The sequence below is a fragment of the Sphingopyxis solisilvae genome (assembly GCF_015475875.1).
GTDB lineage: Bacteria > Pseudomonadota > Alphaproteobacteria > Sphingomonadales > Sphingomonadaceae > Sphingopyxis > Sphingopyxis solisilvae.
On the sequence record NZ_JADKYM010000006.1, the window covers coordinates 40,459 to 60,769 of the forward strand.

General features: G+C 64.9%; 20 protein-coding genes. 7 read left to right on the forward strand and 13 right to left on the reverse strand.

Annotated features, from left to right (window positions below; translation table 11 throughout):
* Positions 1-17: 17 nt before the first annotated feature.
* The 3 genes from IR187_RS05970 to IR187_RS05980 form a co-directional block, all read right to left on the reverse strand.
* Positions 18-521 carry a hypothetical protein gene (locus tag IR187_RS05970; protein ID WP_058818479.1) on the reverse strand — a complete coding sequence of 168 codons (504 nt, stop codon included), beginning with the start codon at positions 519-521 and terminating at the stop codon, positions 18-20.
* Complete coding sequence (locus tag IR187_RS05975) at positions 514-1,008, reverse strand: hypothetical protein (protein WP_058807269.1); 495 nt, start codon at positions 1,006-1,008, stop codon at positions 514-516. The genes IR187_RS05970 and IR187_RS05975 overlap by 8 nt, the downstream gene beginning before the upstream one ends.
* Before the next feature lie 146 nt (positions 1,009-1,154).
* Positions 1,155-2,888, reverse strand: coding sequence for a chromosome partitioning protein ParB (locus tag IR187_RS05980; RefSeq protein ID WP_443028858.1), 1,734 nt, complete (start codon positions 2,886-2,888; stop codon positions 1,155-1,157).
* Between IR187_RS05980 and IR187_RS17200 the strand changes: the two genes are divergently transcribed.
* On the forward strand, positions 2,847-3,518 hold the full coding sequence (locus IR187_RS17200; RefSeq protein ID WP_443028859.1) for a hypothetical protein: 672 nt from the start codon (positions 2,847-2,849) through the stop codon (positions 3,516-3,518). The genes IR187_RS05980 and IR187_RS17200 overlap by 42 nt on opposite strands.
* 229 nt (positions 3,519-3,747) lie before the next feature.
* On the opposite strand, the gene IR187_RS05985 is transcribed toward IR187_RS17200, so the two are convergent.
* Complete coding sequence (locus tag IR187_RS05985; RefSeq protein WP_058807268.1) at positions 3,748-5,052, reverse strand: ATP-binding protein; 1,305 nt, start codon at positions 5,050-5,052, stop codon at positions 3,748-3,750.
* Positions 5,045-5,755: a response regulator gene (locus IR187_RS05990; RefSeq protein ID WP_058807267.1), complete on the reverse strand. Its 711-nt coding sequence runs from the start codon at positions 5,753-5,755 to the stop codon at positions 5,045-5,047. The genes IR187_RS05985 and IR187_RS05990 overlap by 8 nt, the downstream gene beginning before the upstream one ends.
* 176 nt (positions 5,756-5,931) lie before the next feature.
* Between IR187_RS05990 and IR187_RS05995 the strand changes: the two genes are divergently transcribed.
* From IR187_RS05995 to IR187_RS06010, 4 genes are all read left to right on the forward strand, one after another.
* Positions 5,932-6,441 (forward strand): hypothetical protein, encoded by a 510-nt coding sequence (locus IR187_RS05995; protein WP_058807266.1) that lies wholly within the window; start codon positions 5,932-5,934, stop codon positions 6,439-6,441.
* 103 nt (positions 6,442-6,544) lie between these two features.
* Positions 6,545-7,012, forward strand: a complete 468-nt coding sequence (locus IR187_RS06000; protein WP_058807265.1) for an EF-hand domain-containing protein — start codon at positions 6,545-6,547, stop codon at positions 7,010-7,012.
* 32 nt (positions 7,013-7,044) lie between these two features.
* A complete protein-coding gene (locus IR187_RS06005) occupies positions 7,045-7,824 on the forward strand; it encodes a sterol desaturase family protein (protein ID WP_228765586.1) in 780 nt (259 codons plus the stop codon).
* Positions 7,825-7,959: 135 nt separating this feature from the next.
* Entirely contained in the window at positions 7,960-8,829 is an 870-nt protein-coding gene (locus tag IR187_RS06010) for a TauD/TfdA dioxygenase family protein (RefSeq protein WP_058807263.1), read from the forward strand.
* Between the two features lie 86 nt (positions 8,830-8,915).
* Here the strand turns inward: IR187_RS06010 and IR187_RS06015 are convergent, their stop codons facing one another.
* The 5 genes from IR187_RS06015 to IR187_RS06035 all read right to left on the reverse strand — a co-directional run bounded on the left by IR187_RS06015 (position 8,916) and on the right by IR187_RS06035 (position 12,268).
* Positions 8,916-10,037, reverse strand: a complete 1,122-nt coding sequence (locus IR187_RS06015) for a serine hydrolase domain-containing protein (protein WP_082662662.1) — start codon at positions 10,035-10,037, stop codon at positions 8,916-8,918.
* A gap of 39 nt (positions 10,038-10,076) precedes the next feature.
* Complete coding sequence (locus IR187_RS06020; RefSeq protein WP_058818481.1) at positions 10,077-10,478, reverse strand: PaaI family thioesterase; 402 nt, start codon at positions 10,476-10,478, stop codon at positions 10,077-10,079.
* Entirely contained in the window at positions 10,475-10,894 is a 420-nt protein-coding gene (locus IR187_RS06025; RefSeq protein WP_058807260.1) for a PaaI family thioesterase, read from the reverse strand. The genes IR187_RS06020 and IR187_RS06025 overlap by 4 nt, the downstream gene beginning before the upstream one ends.
* Positions 10,895-11,066: 172 nt before the next feature.
* Positions 11,067-12,002, reverse strand: a complete 936-nt coding sequence (locus IR187_RS06030) for an extracellular catalytic domain type 1 short-chain-length polyhydroxyalkanoate depolymerase (protein ID WP_058807259.1) — start codon at positions 12,000-12,002, stop codon at positions 11,067-11,069.
* A gap of 50 nt (positions 12,003-12,052) precedes the next feature.
* Positions 12,053-12,268 (reverse strand): hypothetical protein, encoded by a 216-nt coding sequence (locus IR187_RS06035; protein WP_156420461.1) that lies wholly within the window; start codon positions 12,266-12,268, stop codon positions 12,053-12,055.
* Between the two features lie 267 nt (positions 12,269-12,535).
* Between IR187_RS06035 and IR187_RS06040 the strand changes: the two genes are divergently transcribed.
* Positions 12,536-15,142 carry a TonB-dependent receptor gene (locus tag IR187_RS06040; RefSeq protein WP_058807258.1) on the forward strand — a complete coding sequence of 869 codons (2,607 nt, stop codon included), beginning with the start codon at positions 12,536-12,538 and terminating at the stop codon, positions 15,140-15,142.
* Positions 15,142-15,954: a hypothetical protein gene (locus tag IR187_RS06045; protein WP_058807257.1), complete on the forward strand. Its 813-nt coding sequence runs from the start codon at positions 15,142-15,144 to the stop codon at positions 15,952-15,954. The genes IR187_RS06040 and IR187_RS06045 overlap by 1 nt, the downstream gene beginning before the upstream one ends.
* Before the next feature lie 117 nt (positions 15,955-16,071).
* On the opposite strand, the gene IR187_RS06050 is transcribed toward IR187_RS06045, so the two are convergent.
* The 3 genes from IR187_RS06050 to IR187_RS06060 all read right to left on the reverse strand — a co-directional run bounded on the left by IR187_RS06050 (position 16,072) and on the right by IR187_RS06060 (position 20,308).
* Positions 16,072-17,418 (reverse strand): DUF1254 domain-containing protein, encoded by a 1,347-nt coding sequence (locus tag IR187_RS06050; protein ID WP_058818482.1) that lies wholly within the window; start codon positions 17,416-17,418, stop codon positions 16,072-16,074.
* A gap of 87 nt (positions 17,419-17,505) precedes the next feature.
* Entirely contained in the window at positions 17,506-18,726 is a 1,221-nt protein-coding gene (locus IR187_RS06055; protein WP_058818483.1) for a serine hydrolase domain-containing protein, read from the reverse strand.
* Between the two features lie 76 nt (positions 18,727-18,802).
* Entirely contained in the window at positions 18,803-20,308 is a 1,506-nt protein-coding gene (locus IR187_RS06060; RefSeq protein WP_058807254.1) for a carboxylesterase/lipase family protein, read from the reverse strand.
* Positions 20,309-20,311 lie beyond the last annotated feature (3 nt).

Genomic DNA, 20,311 nt, shown 5'->3' on the forward strand with positions numbered 1-20,311 from the left:
AAATTCGGTTCGCGGTTTCAGCCGGGCGGTGCTCCAATCGGGAGCTTGGCGATCGCCTGTTCGAGGAAATCGGATGTCGACATATGTTCGATGTCGCCAGCCGTGATCAGGGTCGCCGAGCCGCCGAAGCCATCGGACAGCATCTTCGAACAGGACCAGGCAGATTCCACCTCGATGTAATCGAGAGCCGAACGTTTCACGACGTCCTGGAAGATGCCTTCGAAACCGATGACCGACAGGTCGAAGTCGAGCTCGTTCGTGTCGGGATCGAGCCCTGCAAGCTCGTCGCGGAGACACTCCGCGAGCGAGCTTGCTATGCCATCGTCGGCGGCGAGCATCGTGATCACCTCGGGGACATCCATCGCGACGCTGTCGTTCGGCCCGAACGGCGCATAGAAATAGACATCCTCGCCGATGATCTCATGTCGAAACACCGAAGACAGCACCCTGAATTCCAGCTCGCTCATCGCCGTCTTCGGAATGTCGGGGCGCACGACCATCTGGGAATAATAGTCAGGCATGATCAGCGTCCTCCTCACCTTTGTGCGGGAGCGCCGGCTCCGGATCACCGTCGACGACCAGCGGCGGGATTTCGAAGTCCGCTTCCTCGAAGTAGGTAAGGATGGCCTCGATCGAACCGCGTTCCTTCACGACATGCTGGTCGATCATGATGCGATCATTCTCGTCGCACATGTAGGAGTCGGCTTCCCCCGAGCCGCGGAAGATGACGCGTTCCGCGCTCCACTCGCCGGGATAGCCGCCCGACCAGCGAACGAACGGCAGGCCTTGCTCGACACATAAGGCTTCAAGCGACTCCGCCCTGCCCCACGGCACATTGTGGGCGTAGAGCGACAGCGGTTCGCCGACGATACGATGACCGGCGTGGAAGGTGGGACCTTCCCATTCGATCGAGAGGCGTTCGCTGTTGATGATCTCGACGAGCGCGCCAAAAGCCTCGGCGCCAACGCGCCCGCCGATCGTGATCGAGATGGAGACGCAGTCAGCCATGATGACCTCCTGCGATAGCGGTAGCGCCACCGGCCTCGGCGGCATGGATTGAATTGGTCATTTCATTTCTCCGAAAAGGCGAAAGCCCGGCGCGATGTCCGGGCTTTCGTAGTCAGGATGGATTGCGGCTCAGCGCCGCAGCCGGATCATTCGGCCGCGACCGCATCCGCATCGTCGTCGTCCGTGGCATCGCCCTCGATGTTCTCGTCAAAGCTTTCGGCGAGGCCGGGCGGCAGTTCGCCGGCACCATCGTCGTTCGCGACTGCGGGTGAGGCCACCGGTTCGAGCTCGGGCGTGCGCAGCGGTTCGGGGAGCCAGTCGGTATCCTCGAGCAGTCGTTCGGCCTCGCGGGCCATGTCGGCCTTCTTCAGATGGTCGATCATCTGCGCGAAATTCTCGCCCCGCGCCTCGGTGACGTCGGCGAGGATGCGCGGCTTGGGCACGGCCGCGAGATAGGCGTCCGCTTTCGCCTTCCAGCCGGCGGCAATGACATCGAGGCCGACCGCGCGCGCGATGACATGGCTGTGCGCGACACGCCGCTCGACGCCGTGGGGAGAGATGCGGCCGTTGTCATATTTGACCGCCTCGCGCTGGGCGTTGACGCCGACCGACACGCAATGCGCGAACAAGGCCCATTGGTCATCGCTGCCGAGCGCGAGCACCCAGTCCCAGATGTCCTTGTCGCTCTTCGGCATCCGGGTGCGCCATTCCTCCCGCCGCTCGGCGATCGCCTGCCCGGGCGCGCTGTCGCGAAGGCCCGGAGGCTCGTTCGAGAAGCTGACCGGGTTCACGCGGACCTGCACGCAGCCCTCGCTGCTGTACCCGAAGAAGCAGGACAGGACGAAGGCGTGGAGCACCGAGACGAAGGCCGTCGCCGGATCCTTGGCGAAAGCATCCTGCAGCGCGAGCGTTCGCCACGCCGTCAGGTCGGAGACGAGCCGCTCGGACAGAGGCTTGAGCGTCTCGATCTCCTCCTCGCCGGCCGCCTCGCCGGTCACTGCGGGCGCCGCAGCATCGGTGGAAGCCGAGTCGGCATGCTGGCCGCCGGCACTGGCGCCCGCTTCGCCCTCACCGCCTTCGACTTCGGGATCGACCGGTTCGTCCTCTGCTTTCACGAAGCCACGCTCGATCCGGAGCGATCCATTGGCCTCGATCGACAGGAATGCGCCGGCAATCGCGATCTCGGCGGGATCGAAGATCTGCGGCCGCTCGGTGATCGCGCTTATCGCAGCGTCGATCTCCTCGAGGCGCGCATGGACCTCTTCGGGGACATAATCGGCGTCGCACCATTCGTTGCTGAGCGCCTCGCCTTCGGTCTCGAGATCGGAGAGCGTCTTCTGCTCCTCGTCGGTCATCGGCACTTCTTCGCCGTAGATCGCGCGCATTCCGCGGCTCGCGTTCCATGGCGCATCAAGGCCGGCATCGACCCATTTCCAGCCCTCGCCGCCGATGCGTTCGGCTTCGGATTCGAGTTTCGCGCCGACAAGCTTGTCGAGCAGCGGGGGATCGGTCAGCCAGCCGCCGGCGTCGGCCTCGAAGAGGTCGCGCACGACGCTGCCGCCCGCATCGACATAGGCCTCGAGCCCGACGAAGCGGACGCGTTTGTCGACGACACGCACGCTATTTTCGGTCAGCTTCTCGCGAATGAAGGCAGGCGCCGAACTTAAGCTGGTCTTCAGCAGCTCGAACACGGCTTCCTGGCGCTCGAAATCGTCCGAGATCGTGAAGGCCATGATCTGTTCGAGCGAGAGGCCGTCCTCGGCATAGACCTTGAGCAGCGCAGGCGACACGCCCGCGAGCTTCAGGCGTTGGCGGACGACCGCCGGCGTAACGAAGTGATGCGCGGCGATTTTTTCGACATCGTCGCCCTTCTCGGCCATCGCCTGCATGGCGCGGAACTGGTCGAGCGGATGAAGGGATTCGCGCCGGGCATTTTCGGCGAGGCTGTCGTCTTCGGCAAGGATGCCGCAATCGGCCGGCTTGACGATGCACGGAACGGGAGCATCCCTGGCGAGCCGCTTCTGCTTCACCAGCAGCTCAAGAGCGCGATATCGCCGGCCTCCGGCCGGAACCTCATAATCCCCGGTTTCCTGGCCGTCGTCATTCAAGACCGGCCGGACATTGAGGCTGGTCAGCAGGCCTCGCCTCTCGATATCGGCTGCGAGTTCAGCAATAGTTTCCCCGGCGAGGATTTTCCGCACGTTGGATTGGGACAGAAACAACCTGTCGAAGGGAATGTCGCGAGACTGGTTGAGGGTGATTTTCGGTTGCGTCTTGGCCATGAGCCATCTCCGGGGCGGGACGCCGGAAGCCACTCTCCCGACTCTCGATTCCGCCGCAAGGACCGGAATTCCCTCTGGCTCTCGAAGAGACACCGGCAGGTCCGGCGTTCGGGCCGGATCAGGCAAGGGACCGGCAGGATGGCTTTCGACCGATTCCCGGAAGCACCGCGCGGCAGCGCGGTGAACAGCGTCCAAGCTCGCGCTGCCGAAAATTTCACCTCCAGCTAGGAAACCGATCTCGGCCCCAGGATCCCGGCGTCGGAATCGCTGACGGTTCGCCGAAGACGCACCGCGCCCCTGCCGCGGCCATCATGCCAATCCCGGCGCGGACGGCGTCATCGCTATCCGGTCATGGTGGCCGTCGCCCTCTCCATGACCAGGGCCAGGGCTGCCGGGAGCGCATGTGCGCCGAGCGCGCGTTCGCGGGCAACGACAAAGGCAGCGCGTTGCCAGGCGCTCACCCCAAGTTCGGGCAGGCTTGCACCTTTAAATCGGTCAGCAGGACGCTGGCCTGAAACCCGTCCGGCACAAAGCGGAAGCTGAGCTGCCCTGCAAGCGCTGCGACCGCGCGCTTTGTAATGGCCAGGCCCAATCCGGTGCCTTCGCCGCCGCGCGCCACGTCGCCTCGTGCAAAGGGCCGAACCATCGCGTCGCATTGGCCGGAAGACATCCCGCTGCCCCGGTCGGTGACCGCTATCGCGACGCCATTCCCATTTCGCCGGGCCTCGACACGAACCGGCGCGGCACCATGGCGGACGGCATTGGCAACAAGATTGGCGACTGCACGCGAGAGGGCGTGCGGCCTGGTTCGAACTTCGAGGCCTGCCTCCACCTCGAGGTCGATAGCACCAGCCGAACCGCTGTCGGCAACGACTTGCGCCAGGAGCGGAGAGATCTCGACTATCTGGATCTCCTCTGTGTCGAAGCTGCCCGCAAAGTCGAGAAATTGGCCAAGCATGGCCTCGATCCTGTCGACCTGCCGAACCGCGCTCAGCTGCAATTCGGGGTCGCCTCGCATCATTTCGAGCGAGAGGCGCAATCGTGTGAGCGGCGTTCGCAAATCGTGACTGACACCGCCGAGCATGAGTGCGCGATCGGCCTCGTGATCGGCAAGTCGCTGTGTCAGTCGGTTGAAGGCAGCAGCAACGGTGGAAATTTCAGGCGGGCCTCCGGCATCTATCGGCTCGGGCGGATGATCGGGGCTATAGGCGTCGACCGCTGCAGTCAGGCGCCGCAATGGTCGGTCGAGACGGCGCTGAATCAACAGTCCCGCGAGCGAAGCGACGACGAAGGCGACACCGAGCGCGGTCAGGAGGCTGAACATGGCGCTCCGCTTGCGCGGCGGCGTCATACTGACCCAATATTCCTCTCGCCCCAGCGTCAGGCGCACCCATAATCGGTCGCCGGGATCGGTGATCCAGTCGAGACTCTCCTGTCTGTCCAGGCGTCCCGCGAGGGCACGCATGAAATGGACTTCAATGATCGACGGGAAGCGTCGCCCGTCCGCAGGCGGATTCGCGAGTGGCCGAACGAGCAGATTGTCGCCGCGATTCAGGTCGGCGAGCACCGCGGCGCGGCGCGACCGCGGCATGTCGGCCATGGCGTTAGACAGCGCTTCGATCATGTCGGCCGTCACGTCCGCGACACGGGCAGTCTGCGGTCCGATGACTAGCAATTGCACAAGCAGCCCGGCAAGCAGCTGTCCCGCCAGCACGATGCCGACCAGCATCGCGACCTTTCGCTTCGCGAAGCGCTCAACCATCCGGGCTGCAGGTCAGCATATATCCTACTCCCCATATGGTGCGCACGAAGCGCGGCGTATCTGTGTCATCGCCGATGGCCTTGCGCAGACGGCCGATCTGGACATCGATCGCGCGGTCGGTGATTTCTGCATCGCGACCAAGCGCGCGATCGATGAGCTGGGCACGGGTGAGCGGACGCCCGGCGCTTCGCGCGAGAGCCCCCATCAGAGCGAATTCCCGCGATGAGAGCGCGACGGGGTTACCGTCGCGCAGCACCGTCATCGCCGAGTAGTTTATCGTGAAGGGGCCGACGATCACCGTCTCGTCGCGCGACTGGGTGCGCGCTGGGGACAGTCGGCGAAGCAGGGCGTTGATACGGGCGACCAGCTCACGTGGCAGGAAGGGCTTACCGAGATAATCATCCGCCCCCATCTCGAGGCCGATGACCCGATCGACGGGATCGCCCCGCGCGGTCAGCATGATGACCGGGATGCCGTCGCCGCCTTCACGAAGACGGCGCAATATTGCGAGGCCATCCTCTCCCGGCATCATCAGGTCGAGCACGAGGAGGTCCGCGGGCTCACGCTGCAACCCCGCCTCCATGGCGCGCCCGCTATCCGCCACGCGAACCTCGAAGCCATGTTCGCGGAGAAAGCGCTGTAGCAGGGCTCTCAGTTCCGGGTCATCGTCGACCACCAAAATGCGGGGCGCCTTGCCGTCCATCCGCGCACAGTGCCAGCAAGCCCGCGCCCGGGCCAGTGCAGAAGATGTGACAAGTCATGACAGGCGCGCGGACCCGTCGCACCCTGTTGCAACTTCGCTCATCGGCGACATCATCACGATATAGTTTTGCGCGATGAAGGGGCGTTCCCATTGATACAACAGACAGGAGTATCGGCATGACCAACACCCCGAAAATGTTCGCCGCCCTCGCAGCGACACTGGCCCTCGCCGCGGCGGGCACCGCCGACGCCCGCCAGGGCTCGATCAAGGCGCGCGGCGCAAACGGCTCGGTTTCTGCCAAGAGCGGTCCCAATGGCACGATGGTCCGCGGTCGCGGAACGGTCCAGAACGATGACGGCTCGGTGACGACCCGCTCCGGCGGCGCCTACCAGGGAGCCAATGGAAGCCAGGCCAAGCGCGCTTCGACCACGACGGTCTCGCCCGACGGATCGGCCAGCCGGAGCGGCGAGGCCTATGCCAGCGGTCCGAACGGCAGCGCAAGCAGCGCCGGCGGCTTCCAGCGAGACGCGAACGGAAACTGGTCGGGCGGGCGTACGACGTCGGCCACCAACGCGAACACGGGTAACAGCTATTCCGGGTCGACGGCGATCGATCCTGCAACAGGCAAGCCGGTGCACAGCTCAAGCTGCACCGATGCGGCCGGCACCGTCATACCCTGCCGCTAACCGGGGCCGCCACACCCCCTCCCCCCGGTATGCGAGGGGCGGCCACCGCGAGCCGCCCCTCGCTTTTCCGGCCGCCTGTTCCTCCCTTGCAGGAGATTCGGTCATGAAGATGAATGCCAGGTCCATCCACGCCCTGCGCAGCGCCGCGCTCGGCCTTGCGCTGACGCTCTCGCTCTTCGCGAGCGCCGGGAGTGCGCAGTCCTTCCCCGGCGCCCCGGGGAATTTCGATCGCGTCGAAGAGCAACTGCGCGCCGCCGACAAGAATGGCGACGGCTCGGTCAGCCGAAGCGAATATAGGCAACAGCGAGCGGCGCAATGGTCCAGCCTCGACCGTGACGGCGACGGCTTCTTCAGCAAGGACGATTTGCCGTCGTTCCTCCAGTCGCGCTGGGATGGCGAGCGGATCGCCGATTTGCGACGGCAGTTCGATCGAAACGGCGACGGCCGCATTTCCCGGACCGAGTTCGTGGACGGACCGATGCCGGGATTCGATCTCGCCGACGCCAACCACGACCAGCTGGTCACAGAAGCCGAGATGAAGGTCGCCGCCCAGAAATTCAAGGCGAAATAGCGATGCGGCTTGCGATGCAATATCCGGTCGTGATGGTCGCCATGCTGCTTCTCATCGTCGCCGAATTTGCCTGGCGGCGCGCTGGCAGAGGTTATGATTTCCGCGCGGCGCTCGCGAGCTTCGGCGTAGCGATCGGGCAGGCAGCCATCCGCCCGGTTACCGGTATTGCGACTCTTGCAATCCTGCAGGCCGCGCACGGCTGGGCCCCGTTCCGCCTCCCCGTCGATGACTGGCGGACATGGGCGGCAGGATTTTTCGCAGTCGAGTTCACCTACTATTGGTTTCACCGCGCGAGCCACCAGATACGCTGGATGTGGGCGACCCATGCCGTGCACCACAGCACGCGCGAACTGATCCTGCCTTCGGCGATCCGCCTCGGGTGGACAGAGTTTTTTTCGCTCGGCTGGCTGTTCTTCGCGGCGCTCGCGCTTGCCGGATTCCCAGCTGTCGTGATCGGCGTGCTCCTGGGGTTGAACCTGATCTATCAGTTCCCGCTCCATACCGAGGCGATAGGCAGGCTTGGACCGCTCGAATGGGTGTTGAACACGCCCTCGCACCATCGAGCCCATCACAGCAGCGACGCCGCCTATCTCGACTGCAATTTCGGCGGCGTTACGATCATCTTCGATCGCCTGTTCGGCACGTTTCGCGCGGAACCCGTCGGCGGAGGGCTCACCTACGGTCTCGTCAAGCCGGTGAACTCGAACAACCCCTTGCTGATCGCGCTTCATGAATGGGGTCGCATGTTCTCCGACATGGTGGCTGCCCGGGGCTTCGCCGCCAGGCTGCGGATCGCAATCGGGCGGCCCTGACGCCGAAGCGTGGGACGTCGCGGGTCGCGCCAACGAGGCTATATTGTCAATAATCGACATAGCTGATATTGCGCGCGGATCGATCCGGTCCGAGGCGGTGCCGAAAGAGCGGAGTAATATCTCGGAGCCGACGCTATGCCCGCCAGCCGCGCCCATCTACGGACCTTCGCCCCTGCCAGCGATCCCTATCGCGAGATCGCGGTCAAGAGACTGACGCCAGCCATTGGTGCGGAGATTGGCGGTGTCGACCTCGCTGCGCCGATGCCGGACGCCGTCTTCGCCGAGATCGAACGCGCGTTCGCGGAGAATCTCGTGATCTTCTTTCGCGACCAGATGCTGACGCCCGAGGCTCATCTCGCGTTCGGCCGCAAATTCGGGGAGCTCCACGTCCACCCTGCCGCGCCCAGTGAAGCCGGACATCCCGAGTTGATGGTGATCGCGACCGACGAGAATAGCCCCCGCGCAAATGGTGAAGGCTGGCACTCGGACGTGTCGTGCGATGCGGAGCCTCCGCTCGGATCGATGTTATACATCCACACCTGTCCCGAAGTCGGAGGCGACACGCTGTTCGCGAACATGTACGCGGCTTACGAATTGCTGTCGGAAGGCATGAAGCGCCGCCTCGAAGGCCTGCAGGCCGTTCACGACGGGGAGCATGTCTATCGCGGCCTCTACGCGAACTTGGGTGTCTCCGATCGGCCGGTCTATCCGCGATCGGTCCATCCGGTTGTCCGCACCCATCCGGTGACGCGGCGCAAGGCGCTCTTCGTCAATTCGGGGTTTACGACCGCCATCGTCGGCCTGTCTCCGGACGAGAGCGACGCGCTGCTGCGATATCTCTTCGGTCACCTAGCCCATCCGCTATTCCAGTGCCGGTTCCGCTGGACGCCCGGCACTCTCGCCTTTTGGGACAATCGCTGTGCCCAGCACCAGGCGATTTGGGACTATTGGCCTGAAAGGCGTTATGGAAATCGCGTGACGATCAAGGGCGCCGCCCCTTTCTGAGGCGATTATGCGCGGCCGCCCGGTCATCTGTCGTCGCAGCGATTCGACGCCTTGCTGCCCCGCCGGCGTGGCCCGGAACCGACGCTTCAGTCCAGCAAGAGCCTGAGGAAGTCGGCATCGGACCATTTGGTCGCGGGGTCCGCGCCGGGGCCGAGCGCGGCGAGGTCGAGCCGCGCCTGGCGCACGATGACAAGTCCGCGCGAAGGGATGACGTATAGCCGCTGGTCTCCGGCCCCCGCCGCGAGCACCAGGTCGCGAGGCAGTTCGGCGGCGCGGCGGCCGATGTCGGTCGACGCCGTGACGGGATCGGCACCTGGCGCAATATGGGGGAGCCACCAGGTGAGGCCATAACCGGGATTGGCCTTGCTGCCTTTGAACAGCTCCGCGAATGCCACGGGATCGACGAGCGATTTCCCGTCCTTCGTGCCGCCGGCGCGGATGAACTCTCCAAATTTTGCCCACTCGCGCGCCGTCAGGACCATCCCTTGCGGCAGCAGCGGATTCCCGTCGGCACCTCGTCGCCACTGCGCCACCGACATTCCCAGCGGCTTCAATATCCGGTCGCCGACATAGGTTTCGATGTCGCCCGGCCGGCCGGCGGCGACAAGCTTGCGCCGGAGGATCTCTCCGAACAACTGCATCGGGGCCGGCCCATAATGAAATTCGGTTCCGGGCGCGGCGACCAGATCCTGCGCGGCTGCTTCCGCATATGTTGGCGGCTTGCCGATCGCGCTGACCTGTCCACCCGTCATCGAAAGGAGATGCCTCAGGGTGACGTCCTTCTTCAGGGGGGTCCCGGACCATTCCCTGATCGTTGCGGCGACCGGCTCGTCGAGGGTCAGAAGACCGTCCTGCACCGCCGCTGCGGCGATAATCCCGACAAAGCTCTTCGTCCCGGACCAGAGTTCATAGGCTTCCTCCGCGGCGCCCTTATGGGTGTCACAGACGATTGCTCCATTCTGCAGGACCAGGACGGACAGGCCCCGGCGGCTGTCCGAATAGGCGGTCGCCGCCGCGCAGCCGGCCCCGGTCGCGGCGATCGCGTGGCCGGGGGCTGCCAACGCCAATGCCGCGAGTATAATCCTGTATCTTGCCATGAACCTGCTCCCACCTGCTCGGCTTTGCCTACATTCTGACCGCGCCTGCCGTTTGTGAGAAAGACCGCGGCCATTGTCAATAATTGGCAAAGAACCGGCCGGGATCGGCATTCGGAGACATGGCACCGATGTCGCGAGACATGCCTGCCCTCAGATTCTGAACTCGCACTGCGCAGCGCAAATCGGCTTGTCCGGCCCGAGCTGCCATGCCTCGCCGTGAACGACGGCAACGCGGCGGCCGATGCGCCTCACCTGGGGTTTTGAAAAGGTCGGGACCGGGCCAGCGCTGGCGATATATTGCAGGTTGATGCTGATCGGGCGCGGCGGGGTGTGAAGCCCCGCAACCCGCGCCAGTTCGGCGGCGCAGCAGAGTTCGAGGAAGGCCGCTATCGCCCCGCCATGCAGCGCCGGGAGCTGCACGTTGCCCACCAGCCTCTCGCGTTCGACAAGCCGATAAAGATGCGCGCCATCGCTTTCGTCCATCTCGACCCCGAGGAAGGCGGCGAACGGAGAATGGGCGAGGATGTCACCTGTTGGGAACGGCTTGTTCACGACGAGGGGTGCCTCCTGAATGCGAAACTTCCCTGAGCGGCGGCGACGAGCGCGCCGGGGTCCGTATCCCACACGTCCGCACGCACGAAGGCGATGTTGCGGGTCATGTGGTAGCAGCGCGCCTCGACCGTCACGGACGATGCCGTAGCGGCTGGCCGCACATGGTCGATTTTGAGGTTGAGCGTCGAGATTACCACCTGTCGATCGAAGCGAGCCATCACGGCCATCCCGCATGCCTGGTCGATCAGTGTCGCGATCGCGCCGCTGGCAAGCAGCATGGCGTCCTCAAAAGCAGCGAGGTCGTCGCGCCAGGGCAGCCTCATGACCGCGCAATCGGACGATATCGTCAGAAATTCGAGGCCGAGGGCGCCGCTCCATGGCGTAACCCGGTTGAGCATCTCGGGCCGCGACGTCATGCGTCACCCTTCTGCGGATATTCCCCAGGCCCGGTAGCCACGGGGCGATGCACGCTCGTGCTGACGATCCGGTGAACCGATTGCATACCGCAGGATCCCAAAGTGTCAGACCGCAGCTCGCCCGGAGAAGGCAGCGGTACGTGCCCGAATTCCGGGACGAATTGCAGCTCGTTCATCTCCTCGGGAGCGCCAGGAAAAACTCCACTATCGTACGGCTTGCGTCCATGTCCCGGTTCGTCTTGCCGATGAGGAAGACCGGGGCATATTGCGGCCCCCCGGGCCAGCTGTGGCCCCCGCCCACGACCGAAACCAGCCTTACGGGGGCGCTGAGCGGACAGGCACGATAGTCCGTTGCGACGGTCGACGTGGATTCGGCGCGCTTCGTGGCCGCAGCATTGTTTCGCACCGTCATCGTGCCACATCGATTTTTCTCCGCCCAGAATTTCGCGCTGTCGTTAGCGGACAGAACGATACCGCCCTGCCCCCTCCCGCCGAAGTCTTCAACCTTCCCGCCGCCATAGGGCACGATCGGATCGGCGTCGCCGCTGATCTGCAGCAAGGCCACGGCGTGCCGGGGGTCGCACACCGCCGCATAGTCGGCGGCGAGCATCCCGGCGACAGCAGCCACAGCCGCAATCCTGTCGGACATGTCGCAGCCCAGCCTGTGTGCCATCATGGCTCCGTTCGACATACCCGTCACGAAAATGCGGCCGCGGTCAACGGGGTGGCGGCGGCCCACATCATCGAGGACCGCCCCGATAAAGCCGACGTCGTCGACCTTGCTTTTGACCGTTGCGCGGCCGTCGTTCCAATGTTTGCCGATGCCGTTCGGATAGACCGCTATAAAGCCCCGTGCATCCGCCAGCGGATCAAGCCGTGCGAGCTTGACCATGCTATCGGCCTGTCCCCCGCCCCCATGAAGAATGACCACCACCGGATAGCCGCCTTGGGGCGGAGCCTTGACCGGGACATGCATCAGGTAGCTGCGTTTCAGTCCGCCATGATCGATCGTGACCGCCGCGTCGGCTTCGCCTGCGGGAGCCCGCGAAACGCCGCCCGAAACCGGCAGGGCCGCCAGGGCCGCCGCGACCATGAAGATTCTGCGCATCGCTCCAATTCTCCCCGTCAGACCGCCAGCGGACTGCACCCGCTCGCTGCTCAGCTCTGCTTTCTGGTACAGGGTCCGGTCGTCTCGGGCAGGCCAAGCCGGACAATATCCCAGCGCGGATCGGAAGCAGACAGGCTCGCCGCCAGCTTGTCAATAATCGACCTGACTTGCCGATTGGCAATGTCGAAGAGAATGGGCAGCAGGTCGCATGTTGCATCGGCAGCACGTAGCAAGGCAGGGTGGCGGCGGTCGTGCGGCCAGCGCATCGAGGGGACGCTGCGCCGAGCTGCCGGAGGCGCCGCGACACCGGCAGGGCCGCACAATATATATGCAACTGCCCCGCCGCGGCCCAGCATCCCTCGCCCCGTCCCGGCCGGCGCCTGGAGACCGCTACGCAGGCGTTGGGCGCTGCGATCGAGGATTGATGACAATCGCTGTTATATTTCCTTCTCGTTACTGACGCGGCTCCTTCTCCGACGTGTCGCAACCCGGCCCTACTGGCCGAGGCGACATTGCTGGCGGGGACCACAACCATGAATCATTCTCTCCCGAACCTGCGGGCCGCACTCCTATTCACCGCGGCCCTGGTTCCTTTACCGCTTCTCGCCCAGACCGAACCCGTCGACGGGGCGGCCGACCCAGATGGCGATTCCATCGTCGTCACCGGCCAGCGCCGCGCGCAATATGAGGCGACGGCCGAAAAGCGAGATGCCTTCATCGTGATGGACGCGATCTCGTCGGACGACATCGGCAAGCTCCCCGACCATAATACCGCCGCCGCGCTGCGCCGCATCCCGGGCTTGTCGGTGCAGGAAGACCAAGGCGAACCGCGCTTCCCCGTGCTTCGCGGGCTCCAGTCGACCTACAACCGCACGACCGTCGACGGCGCGCTGGTGTCGGGCGTGGACTCGACTGGCCGCACGGTGCCGCTCGACATCATCCCCTCGGTGATGGCGGCGCGGATCGAGGTCATCAAGACGGTGACGCCAGAGAATGACGCCAATGCGATCGGCGGCATCATCAACATCGCGACGCGCAGCGCATTCGACGCAAAGCGGGCCTTTTTCAACGGCGTCGCATCCTATGGCGTCTACGAGCAGAATGGGGACGTGCGGAACAGCAAGCCGTCCTATCGCCTGGCCTTCGCCGCGGGCACGACCTTCGGTGCGAACGACGAATGGGGCATCGTCATCGGCGCCAGCCAGGAACAGCTCGACTACGACATCCCGCAGATCGAGGTCGCGAGCCCGTCGGTCCGCGAATATACGGCGGCCGGCGCGCCGGTGAACTCGGGCGCGGCAAACGGCAACGGCATTCAGGTGCCGACCCAGCACCGACTCTTCTGGTACAACAACACCAAACAGCGCACCGGCGGCAATGTGAAGATCGAATGGCGCCCGTCGGATCGCTTTCGCTGGGAATTGTCGGGTGTCGTTGCGCGCACCGAGGACGACGAAGAGCGCATCGAATATCGTATCGAACCGATCGGCAACGTCGCGAACCAGACGCCGACCAGCGGCGATTTCGCGCGCGGCCGCATCATCATCCAGCTCAACCAGCCGATCACGAAGCGCCTCGTCGCGCTCGGCCGCACCGCCTTCGACTGGGATGCCGGTGAGAAGCTGAAGGTCGACGGCGACGCCGTCTTCTCGCTCGGCCGCCTGCGCGTTCCCAATGAAAGCATCGAATTCCGTACCCGCGACGCCGATGGTACGCGCTATGCCTTTCACTATGACACGTCGGACTTTTATCCGGTGTTCACCCCGACGAACGCTGCTGCCGCGGTCGACCCGACCAACTTCTACCTTCAGCAGCAACGCAGCGACCTTCAGAAATCGCTGGAGAAGAGCGGCCAGTTCCGTCTCAACCTGACATATGGCGACGACAGCTATGACGGCGGGTTCAAGATCAAGACGGGCGGCGTCGTTCGTCTGACCGACCGCGAGAACAGCAACCCGCGCACCGATTATCGCGCTGCGACCGGCTTTACCTACACGCTCGACAAGGTCGTCACCGACGGTCCGACCAAGGCGATCCGCGATCAATTCTACATCCCGATCCGCATCGACGCCGACGCTTTCCCCGCTTTCTACGAAGCGAACAAGGCCAACTTCACGACGACGGTCGCGTCGGTCGCGGGCAATTACGACGTCAGCGAAGATGTCTATGCCGCCTATCTTCAGGGCAGCACGCGCATTGGCAATATCACCTTGCTCGGCGGTTTGCGCTACGAACGCACCGAGATTTCCTCGAACGCCTTCCGCGCAGTCGGATCGACGCTGACCGAGGTCACGACTGACGGCAGCTATGACAATTGGTTGCCGAGCTTCCATATCCGCTGGGACGTCGCGGACCGCTTCGTCATCCGCGGGGCCTATACCAACACGATCGGCCGTCCCGATTACGGCTCGATCGCCGCGACCGAAGCACTCAGCTTCGATGGCAGCCAGCCGACGCTGTCGCGCGGCAACCCCGGGCTGAAGCCCCGCGAAAGCCGCGGCTTCGACCTGTCGTTCGAATTTTATCCGAAGGACGGCGTTATCTCGGCCGCGCTGTTCCACAAGAAGATCAACAACGAGATCTTCACCCTGTCCAACGTCGAGCGGATCGACGTGGGCCGTGGGGTCGAGGATGTGCTGGTCTCGGAACCGCGCAACGCCGAGAGTGCAACGATCAAGGGGCTCGAGCTGAACCTTCAGCAGGCGCTGACCTTCCTGCCCGATCCGTTCGACGGCCTTGGCATCAGCGCGAACGCGACCTTCCTCGATACGAAGTTCACCTTCCTGACCAGCGTCGGTCCGCGCGTGACGGGCCTGTTCCTGCAGCCCGATACGGTTTGGAACGCGTCGGTCTATTACCAGAAGGGCAAGTTCGAGGGCCGGCTGTCCTACAATTACATCGGTGGCTTCCTCGAAACGATCAACGACACGATCCCGAATGCCGATCAATATTGGAAGAGCCGCGGCACGCTCGACGCGAACCTCAACTTCCGCCTGACGCCGAACGTCACGCTTTACGCCGAGGGGCAGAACCTCACGAACAAGGGGCGCCGCGAACTCGTCGGCCCGGGGCAAGCCTATCTCCAGGAATCGGCCGAATATGGCCGCACCTTCTGGTTCGGCGTGGCGGCGAACTTCTGATGCTCGGTGCGCTTCTGCTCCTCGCCTCGACCGCAGCGACGCCTGCCGCCGCGGTTCCGCAGGGCGAGGCGGCCGAGACCGTCCGCCGCATCCCCGCCGCCGAAGCGCGGCAGGGTGTGGCGGCCGGCCCCGCGGGCATCTACGCCGTCGCGAACTGGACGATCGCCCGCTACGACCGCAAGACCGGCGAGCGCGTGACACTGTGGGAGGGCGACCCCGCGCGCTATCCGCACATCAACAGCTGCGCCCTGCTCAAAGGCGAGCTGGTGTGCGCGGCGTCGAACTTCCCGGCGGTACCGCAGGCCAGCTCGGTCGAAATCTTCGATCCCCTCACGCTCGCTCACAAGCGCACGGTGTCGCTGGGACAGGGCACCGGTTCGCTCACCTGGATCGACTGGCACGACGGCCACTGGTGGGGCATGTTCGCCAATTATGACGCCAAGGGCGGCGAGCCGCCGCGCGACCACCGTTATACCACGCTGGTCAAATTCGATCCCGAGTGGCGCCGCACCGAAAGCTGGGCGCTGCCCGCGACGATCCTCGAACGGATCGCGCCGATGAGCATTTCGGGTGGCGGCTTCGGGCCCGATGGAAATCTGTGGCTGTCGGGACACGATCTGCCCGAACTCTATGTCACGCGGCTGCCCAAAGGGGGCGCAACGCTCGACCATATTGCGACCGTGCCGATGGAGGCCGAGGGACAGGCGATCGACTGGGACGAAAGCCAGCCGGGCGTGCTGTGGGGGATTTCACGCAAGAGCCGGGCGTTGATCGCAATGCGCGTGGCGGCGATCGACAGCCGCGGCCGCTGAGGCGACCTGCTGCCACCACCCCGGGGTGGCGGGACGCCCGCGCACCGGTGGCTCACGGTTCAGGGGCGTTTCGGGGCGCAACCCGACGGCCAACGTCGCGACCCCTAGATGAAATGGTCAGGCAACGCGCTCGATCGCCGGGAGCCGCCATGCGAGCGAACGAAGAGCGGGCAGCGCGAGATAGCCCCGAAAAAGCGGCCGGAAGGCACCGCCGGGTGTTGGCAGCCAGTTACCGGCCATGGCCGCCTCAGGCGCTTCGCGCTGAAACAATATGTCGATCGAGCCATCGCGATTGGGACGGATCGACCGGGTTCGGTCACCTATCGAATAGCGGGAAATGGGATTGGGAACGAGATACAGCCGACCGTCAGCCTCTTCACTGTACATTGTGAGCGACCAGAAGGCCTTCACCGGAACGCCCCCGGGTGGCAGGCGGAGACGGTAGTTCCGGTCGCCTCGCAGAGCTTCGCCATGATCGTCAGCGAGCCCGTGAGCGTAGAGCGCCTCCTCCGGCGGCAAGGCGGCGAGGCCCACGAGTGCGACACGCGCTCGCTCCTCTTCGTTTTCCCCAAAGTCGCCCGTCGCGTCGGCGGAGTAGCTCCAGCCATCAATTCTCCGCTCATTGGACGACGCGGCGGCTAGCCGGGTCAGCCCGTCGGCAATCGCGGTGCGCCACGACCGAAGCAGGGGCGCGGGCCAATCTTGTGCAGGCGGCATGGCGCCCGAGAACTCGGGAAACCGCCTTGCTCTTAGTGCACGCGGGTCTCCGGGGTCGCATCGATCGAGCATCGCCTTCACCACCGCGAGGAAATTTCCGGCATCGGCTATGTCACCTGGCTCGACCGGCAGGATCGGTCCGTCCTTGCGGGTTGCCGCATCCTCGATCCGGATGGCGTCCTGAAGCGCATTGACCGCAGCGACATCTTCGGGTCCGTCGATCAGAATGCGGATCAACATCCAGACGTCCGAAGTCGCGGCACGAACGGGATAGGCACCCTCGGGAACCGCGTCATCCGGCCAGCCTGGCGGCAGAATGGCAAACCGTCCGCCCCTGCCTCCCGACGCCCGTGTACCTGCAAAGAAGAAGTTATCGGTGAAGGCATCCATGAACGCCGTGCTGAAATAACGGTCCGGAATGTCCGGTATCTCGACAACGACCGGGCCGCCCGAGAGATCAATTCGGGCATTGGTGACGAGGCAATCATTGTTGACGGCGGTTATTTGCCGCATGGCGGGATCAGACAGGCTGCGCCGACTCATCGGCCTGTTGAGAATCCAGGCCCCTCCCGCAGTCCGCGGCCTAGCCGAAACATAGGCGGTGCGGGCGAACTCGAAAAGCGGAAAGCCGGCGCAGAAGGCTGCGAAGCGATCCTCGTCCGCGGTCACCGCGGCGACCGGCTCACCAACGGGAATGACCGCAGCGGCGGCGGCAAAGCGGATCATGTCGCGCCTGGTAAACGTCATGATGCGCGCCTGGCCCACGATTGATGCTAAAGGACGACGCGGCGGCTGCCGCCGCCGCGCCGAGGTATTGCTCCCTCGGAGGTGAGGTCAGGGAGCCGGAGTACGGTTCGCGATCGCAACTTCGATCAAATCCTGCATCACCTGCTCGAGCTCGACGCCCTTGCGGTCGCCGCCGGTCGAGATTTCCGTGGCGATCAGGCCATAATAGCCGGTCTGGCGATCGATCCATCCGGTCCATCCATAGGCCCCTGGCGAGGAATTGATCTTCGAGGTCGCGCAGGCCGCTGGGGTATCGCATTCGACGAAGGAGCCGAGCGCATATTCCCAGTTGGTCGCGCCGGACGGAACGAACAGCCGCGGCAGGCCAGCCGTTCGCTGCTGCGTGAAGGCAGTCATGTCGGTGACGAATGTGCCGCTCAGAAGGGCGCGCAGGAGCTTCGCATAATCGCGCGGCGTCGAGTAGGCGCCGCCGGCAATCCACGGATTGGTCGGGGCGCTTCCGCCTGGATCGTACCAGACCGTGGAGGTCATGCCGAGCGGCGTTGTCACGTGCTGGCTGAACAGCTCGTGGAAATTGCGCTGACGCGCGGGGCTCGTCCCGGGCTGGATACTGGTGTCCTTCGCCTCGAGATAGGCGGCCGCGATCTGGATACCGTGCGGCCCGTAGCTGTACTGGGCGCCAGGCGCATTGCCTGGCCTCAGGCTGTCGTAGCGCAGGTCATGGATGCTTTTCGCGCAATTGTAGAGCGTCCAGGTCGGAAGAAGCTGGCATCCGCCGACCAGCGGGCTCGCATTGAAGCCCGAGGTCATGGACAATGTGTGCTTCAGCTTGACGTTCTTCTTCGTACCGCTCGTCGTCCAGAAGGCAAGCGCCGGGGCCATGGGATCCTCGAGCGTGACGATACCCGACTGGACCATTCGCATGGCGAGCGCTCCGGCCATCCATTTCGAAGCCGAGGCGAGCGGGGTTACGCGATCGATCCCGAAACTCCCCTTCTCATGGGTGAACAGATATTCCGGATCGTTCGCGTTGCCGACGATGAAGAAGCCGTTCGCGACCTCCGTGTCGGCTTCGATCGCGGCTTCCAGCGCCGTCCAGTCATAGGTATAGCCTCCGACCGTGGTCGACAGGCTGGCGCTCGCAGCGGGTGCCGCGGCGGTTGCGCTGCCGGATGCCCGGGCCATGGGGGCCTGGGGAGGCAGCTGCACCATCGGGCGGGCGCCGTCCTCCTCCCTCTGACTAAAGACGGATTGCGCGGCAATCGCGCCCGCGCCGATCAAGGCGGCACCGGCGGCGCCCCAGACCAATATTCTCCTCTGCACCATATTCTCTCTCCCAGCTTCGTTGCACGTCGTCGAAACGGAGCCCGCGGACCCGTGGGCGCTATGGAGCAGTGCCCGATGCTTCGGCATGCACCTTCAGAAGATGATCGATCTGCGCCTTGCGAAAGCCGGAAGCCACGACCGGGTTCGCAGCGAGCAGGGCCAGACGGTCGTCAGCCGCGTCATAACGCGGCCAATCCGGGACGAGCGCGCAGCGCGGATTTCCGAATTTTGCGAAAGCCACCCAGCATTCGGACATAGCGGCGCCGAACCGGCGGTCCTCTTCGCCGATCGGTCCCGCGAGCGATGCAAAATAGTCCAGCGATCCGAACAGATAGGGAATTTCGGAGCCATGCGCGGCACCTTTCGCCTGCGAGCGACGACCGGCCGCGACATAGTCGAAATGATAGAGAAAGGAGGGCTTGCCCCGGGCCGTGCGTGCGGCCAGCCACCGCGCCGGCCCGACGAACCAGGCGTCGCCGAGGATCTGGCGTGCAAGTTCGTCTTCGGCGAGACCAGCGCCATAGGCTGACCGCCCCCCCGCCTGGTCGGCGCCGAGATAGACCATCGCCATCGCGGGCGGCACACCCATTGCGACGATCACGCTGGCCTCGTTACTGTTCGCGCCGACGAGGAGCGGTACATCGACCGGTTCGCCCTTGGCGAGCGTCCGCCAGGGGGCTTCGCGAATGAGCGTCCCGTCGAGTATGGGGCCTGTCATCTCCCCCGGTGACCGGACTTCGCTTGCGGAGACCAGCGCGGCGACGGGAAGCGCGCGCAAATCGGCTGCCGATGCTCCGGGTTTGGCTCCGGCCCGGACCGCCAACGCGGCGCCGAGGGCTTCCTGCTGTGCGAGCGGGCGCGGGTCGAGGAGGCCGACACCCGACTGGACGATCGCGCGCGCGAAGAGCCCCTTGGCCTGCTCCTGCGCGAGGATCGTCGTTACGCCGATCGCGCCGGCCGACTCTCCGAACAGCGTTACCTGCTTCGGATCTCCGCCGAAGGCCGAAATATTCGCCTGGACCCAGCGCAGCGCCGCCAGCTGGTCCATGAGACCATAGTTGGCGAGCGCTTCACCCTTTGGCCTGGCGGCGCTGAGCGCGGGGTGAGCATAATATCCCAGCGCACCGAGACGGTAGTTGATGGTGACGAGAACCACGCCCTGGCGCGCGAAGGCGGAGCCGTCGAAGGCCGGAAAGACACCCGATCCGAGAACATGGGCGCCGCCGTGGATCCAGACCATGACCGGGAGTTTGCGCGCGTCCTTCGGCCGCCAGACATTGAGCTGGAGGCAGTCCTCGGACTGAAAGTCCGCGACACCGCCGGCGACGAGGGCGGGCACGACCCGCTGCGGGCAGGCCGGTCCCGGCCGTGAAGCATCGCGGGTGCCCTTCCACGCGCCCGCGCGCTGGGGCGGACGCCAGCGCAGGCTCCCGGTCGGGGCGGCGGCAAACGGGATGTTGTAGAAGCGGTCGATCCCCGATGCGCTGCTGCCGACGAGCCTGCCCTGTGCGAGGCTGACCGCCGGCCCCGCGTCGCCTGCGAAGGCGGACGCGGGACAGAGCAAGCC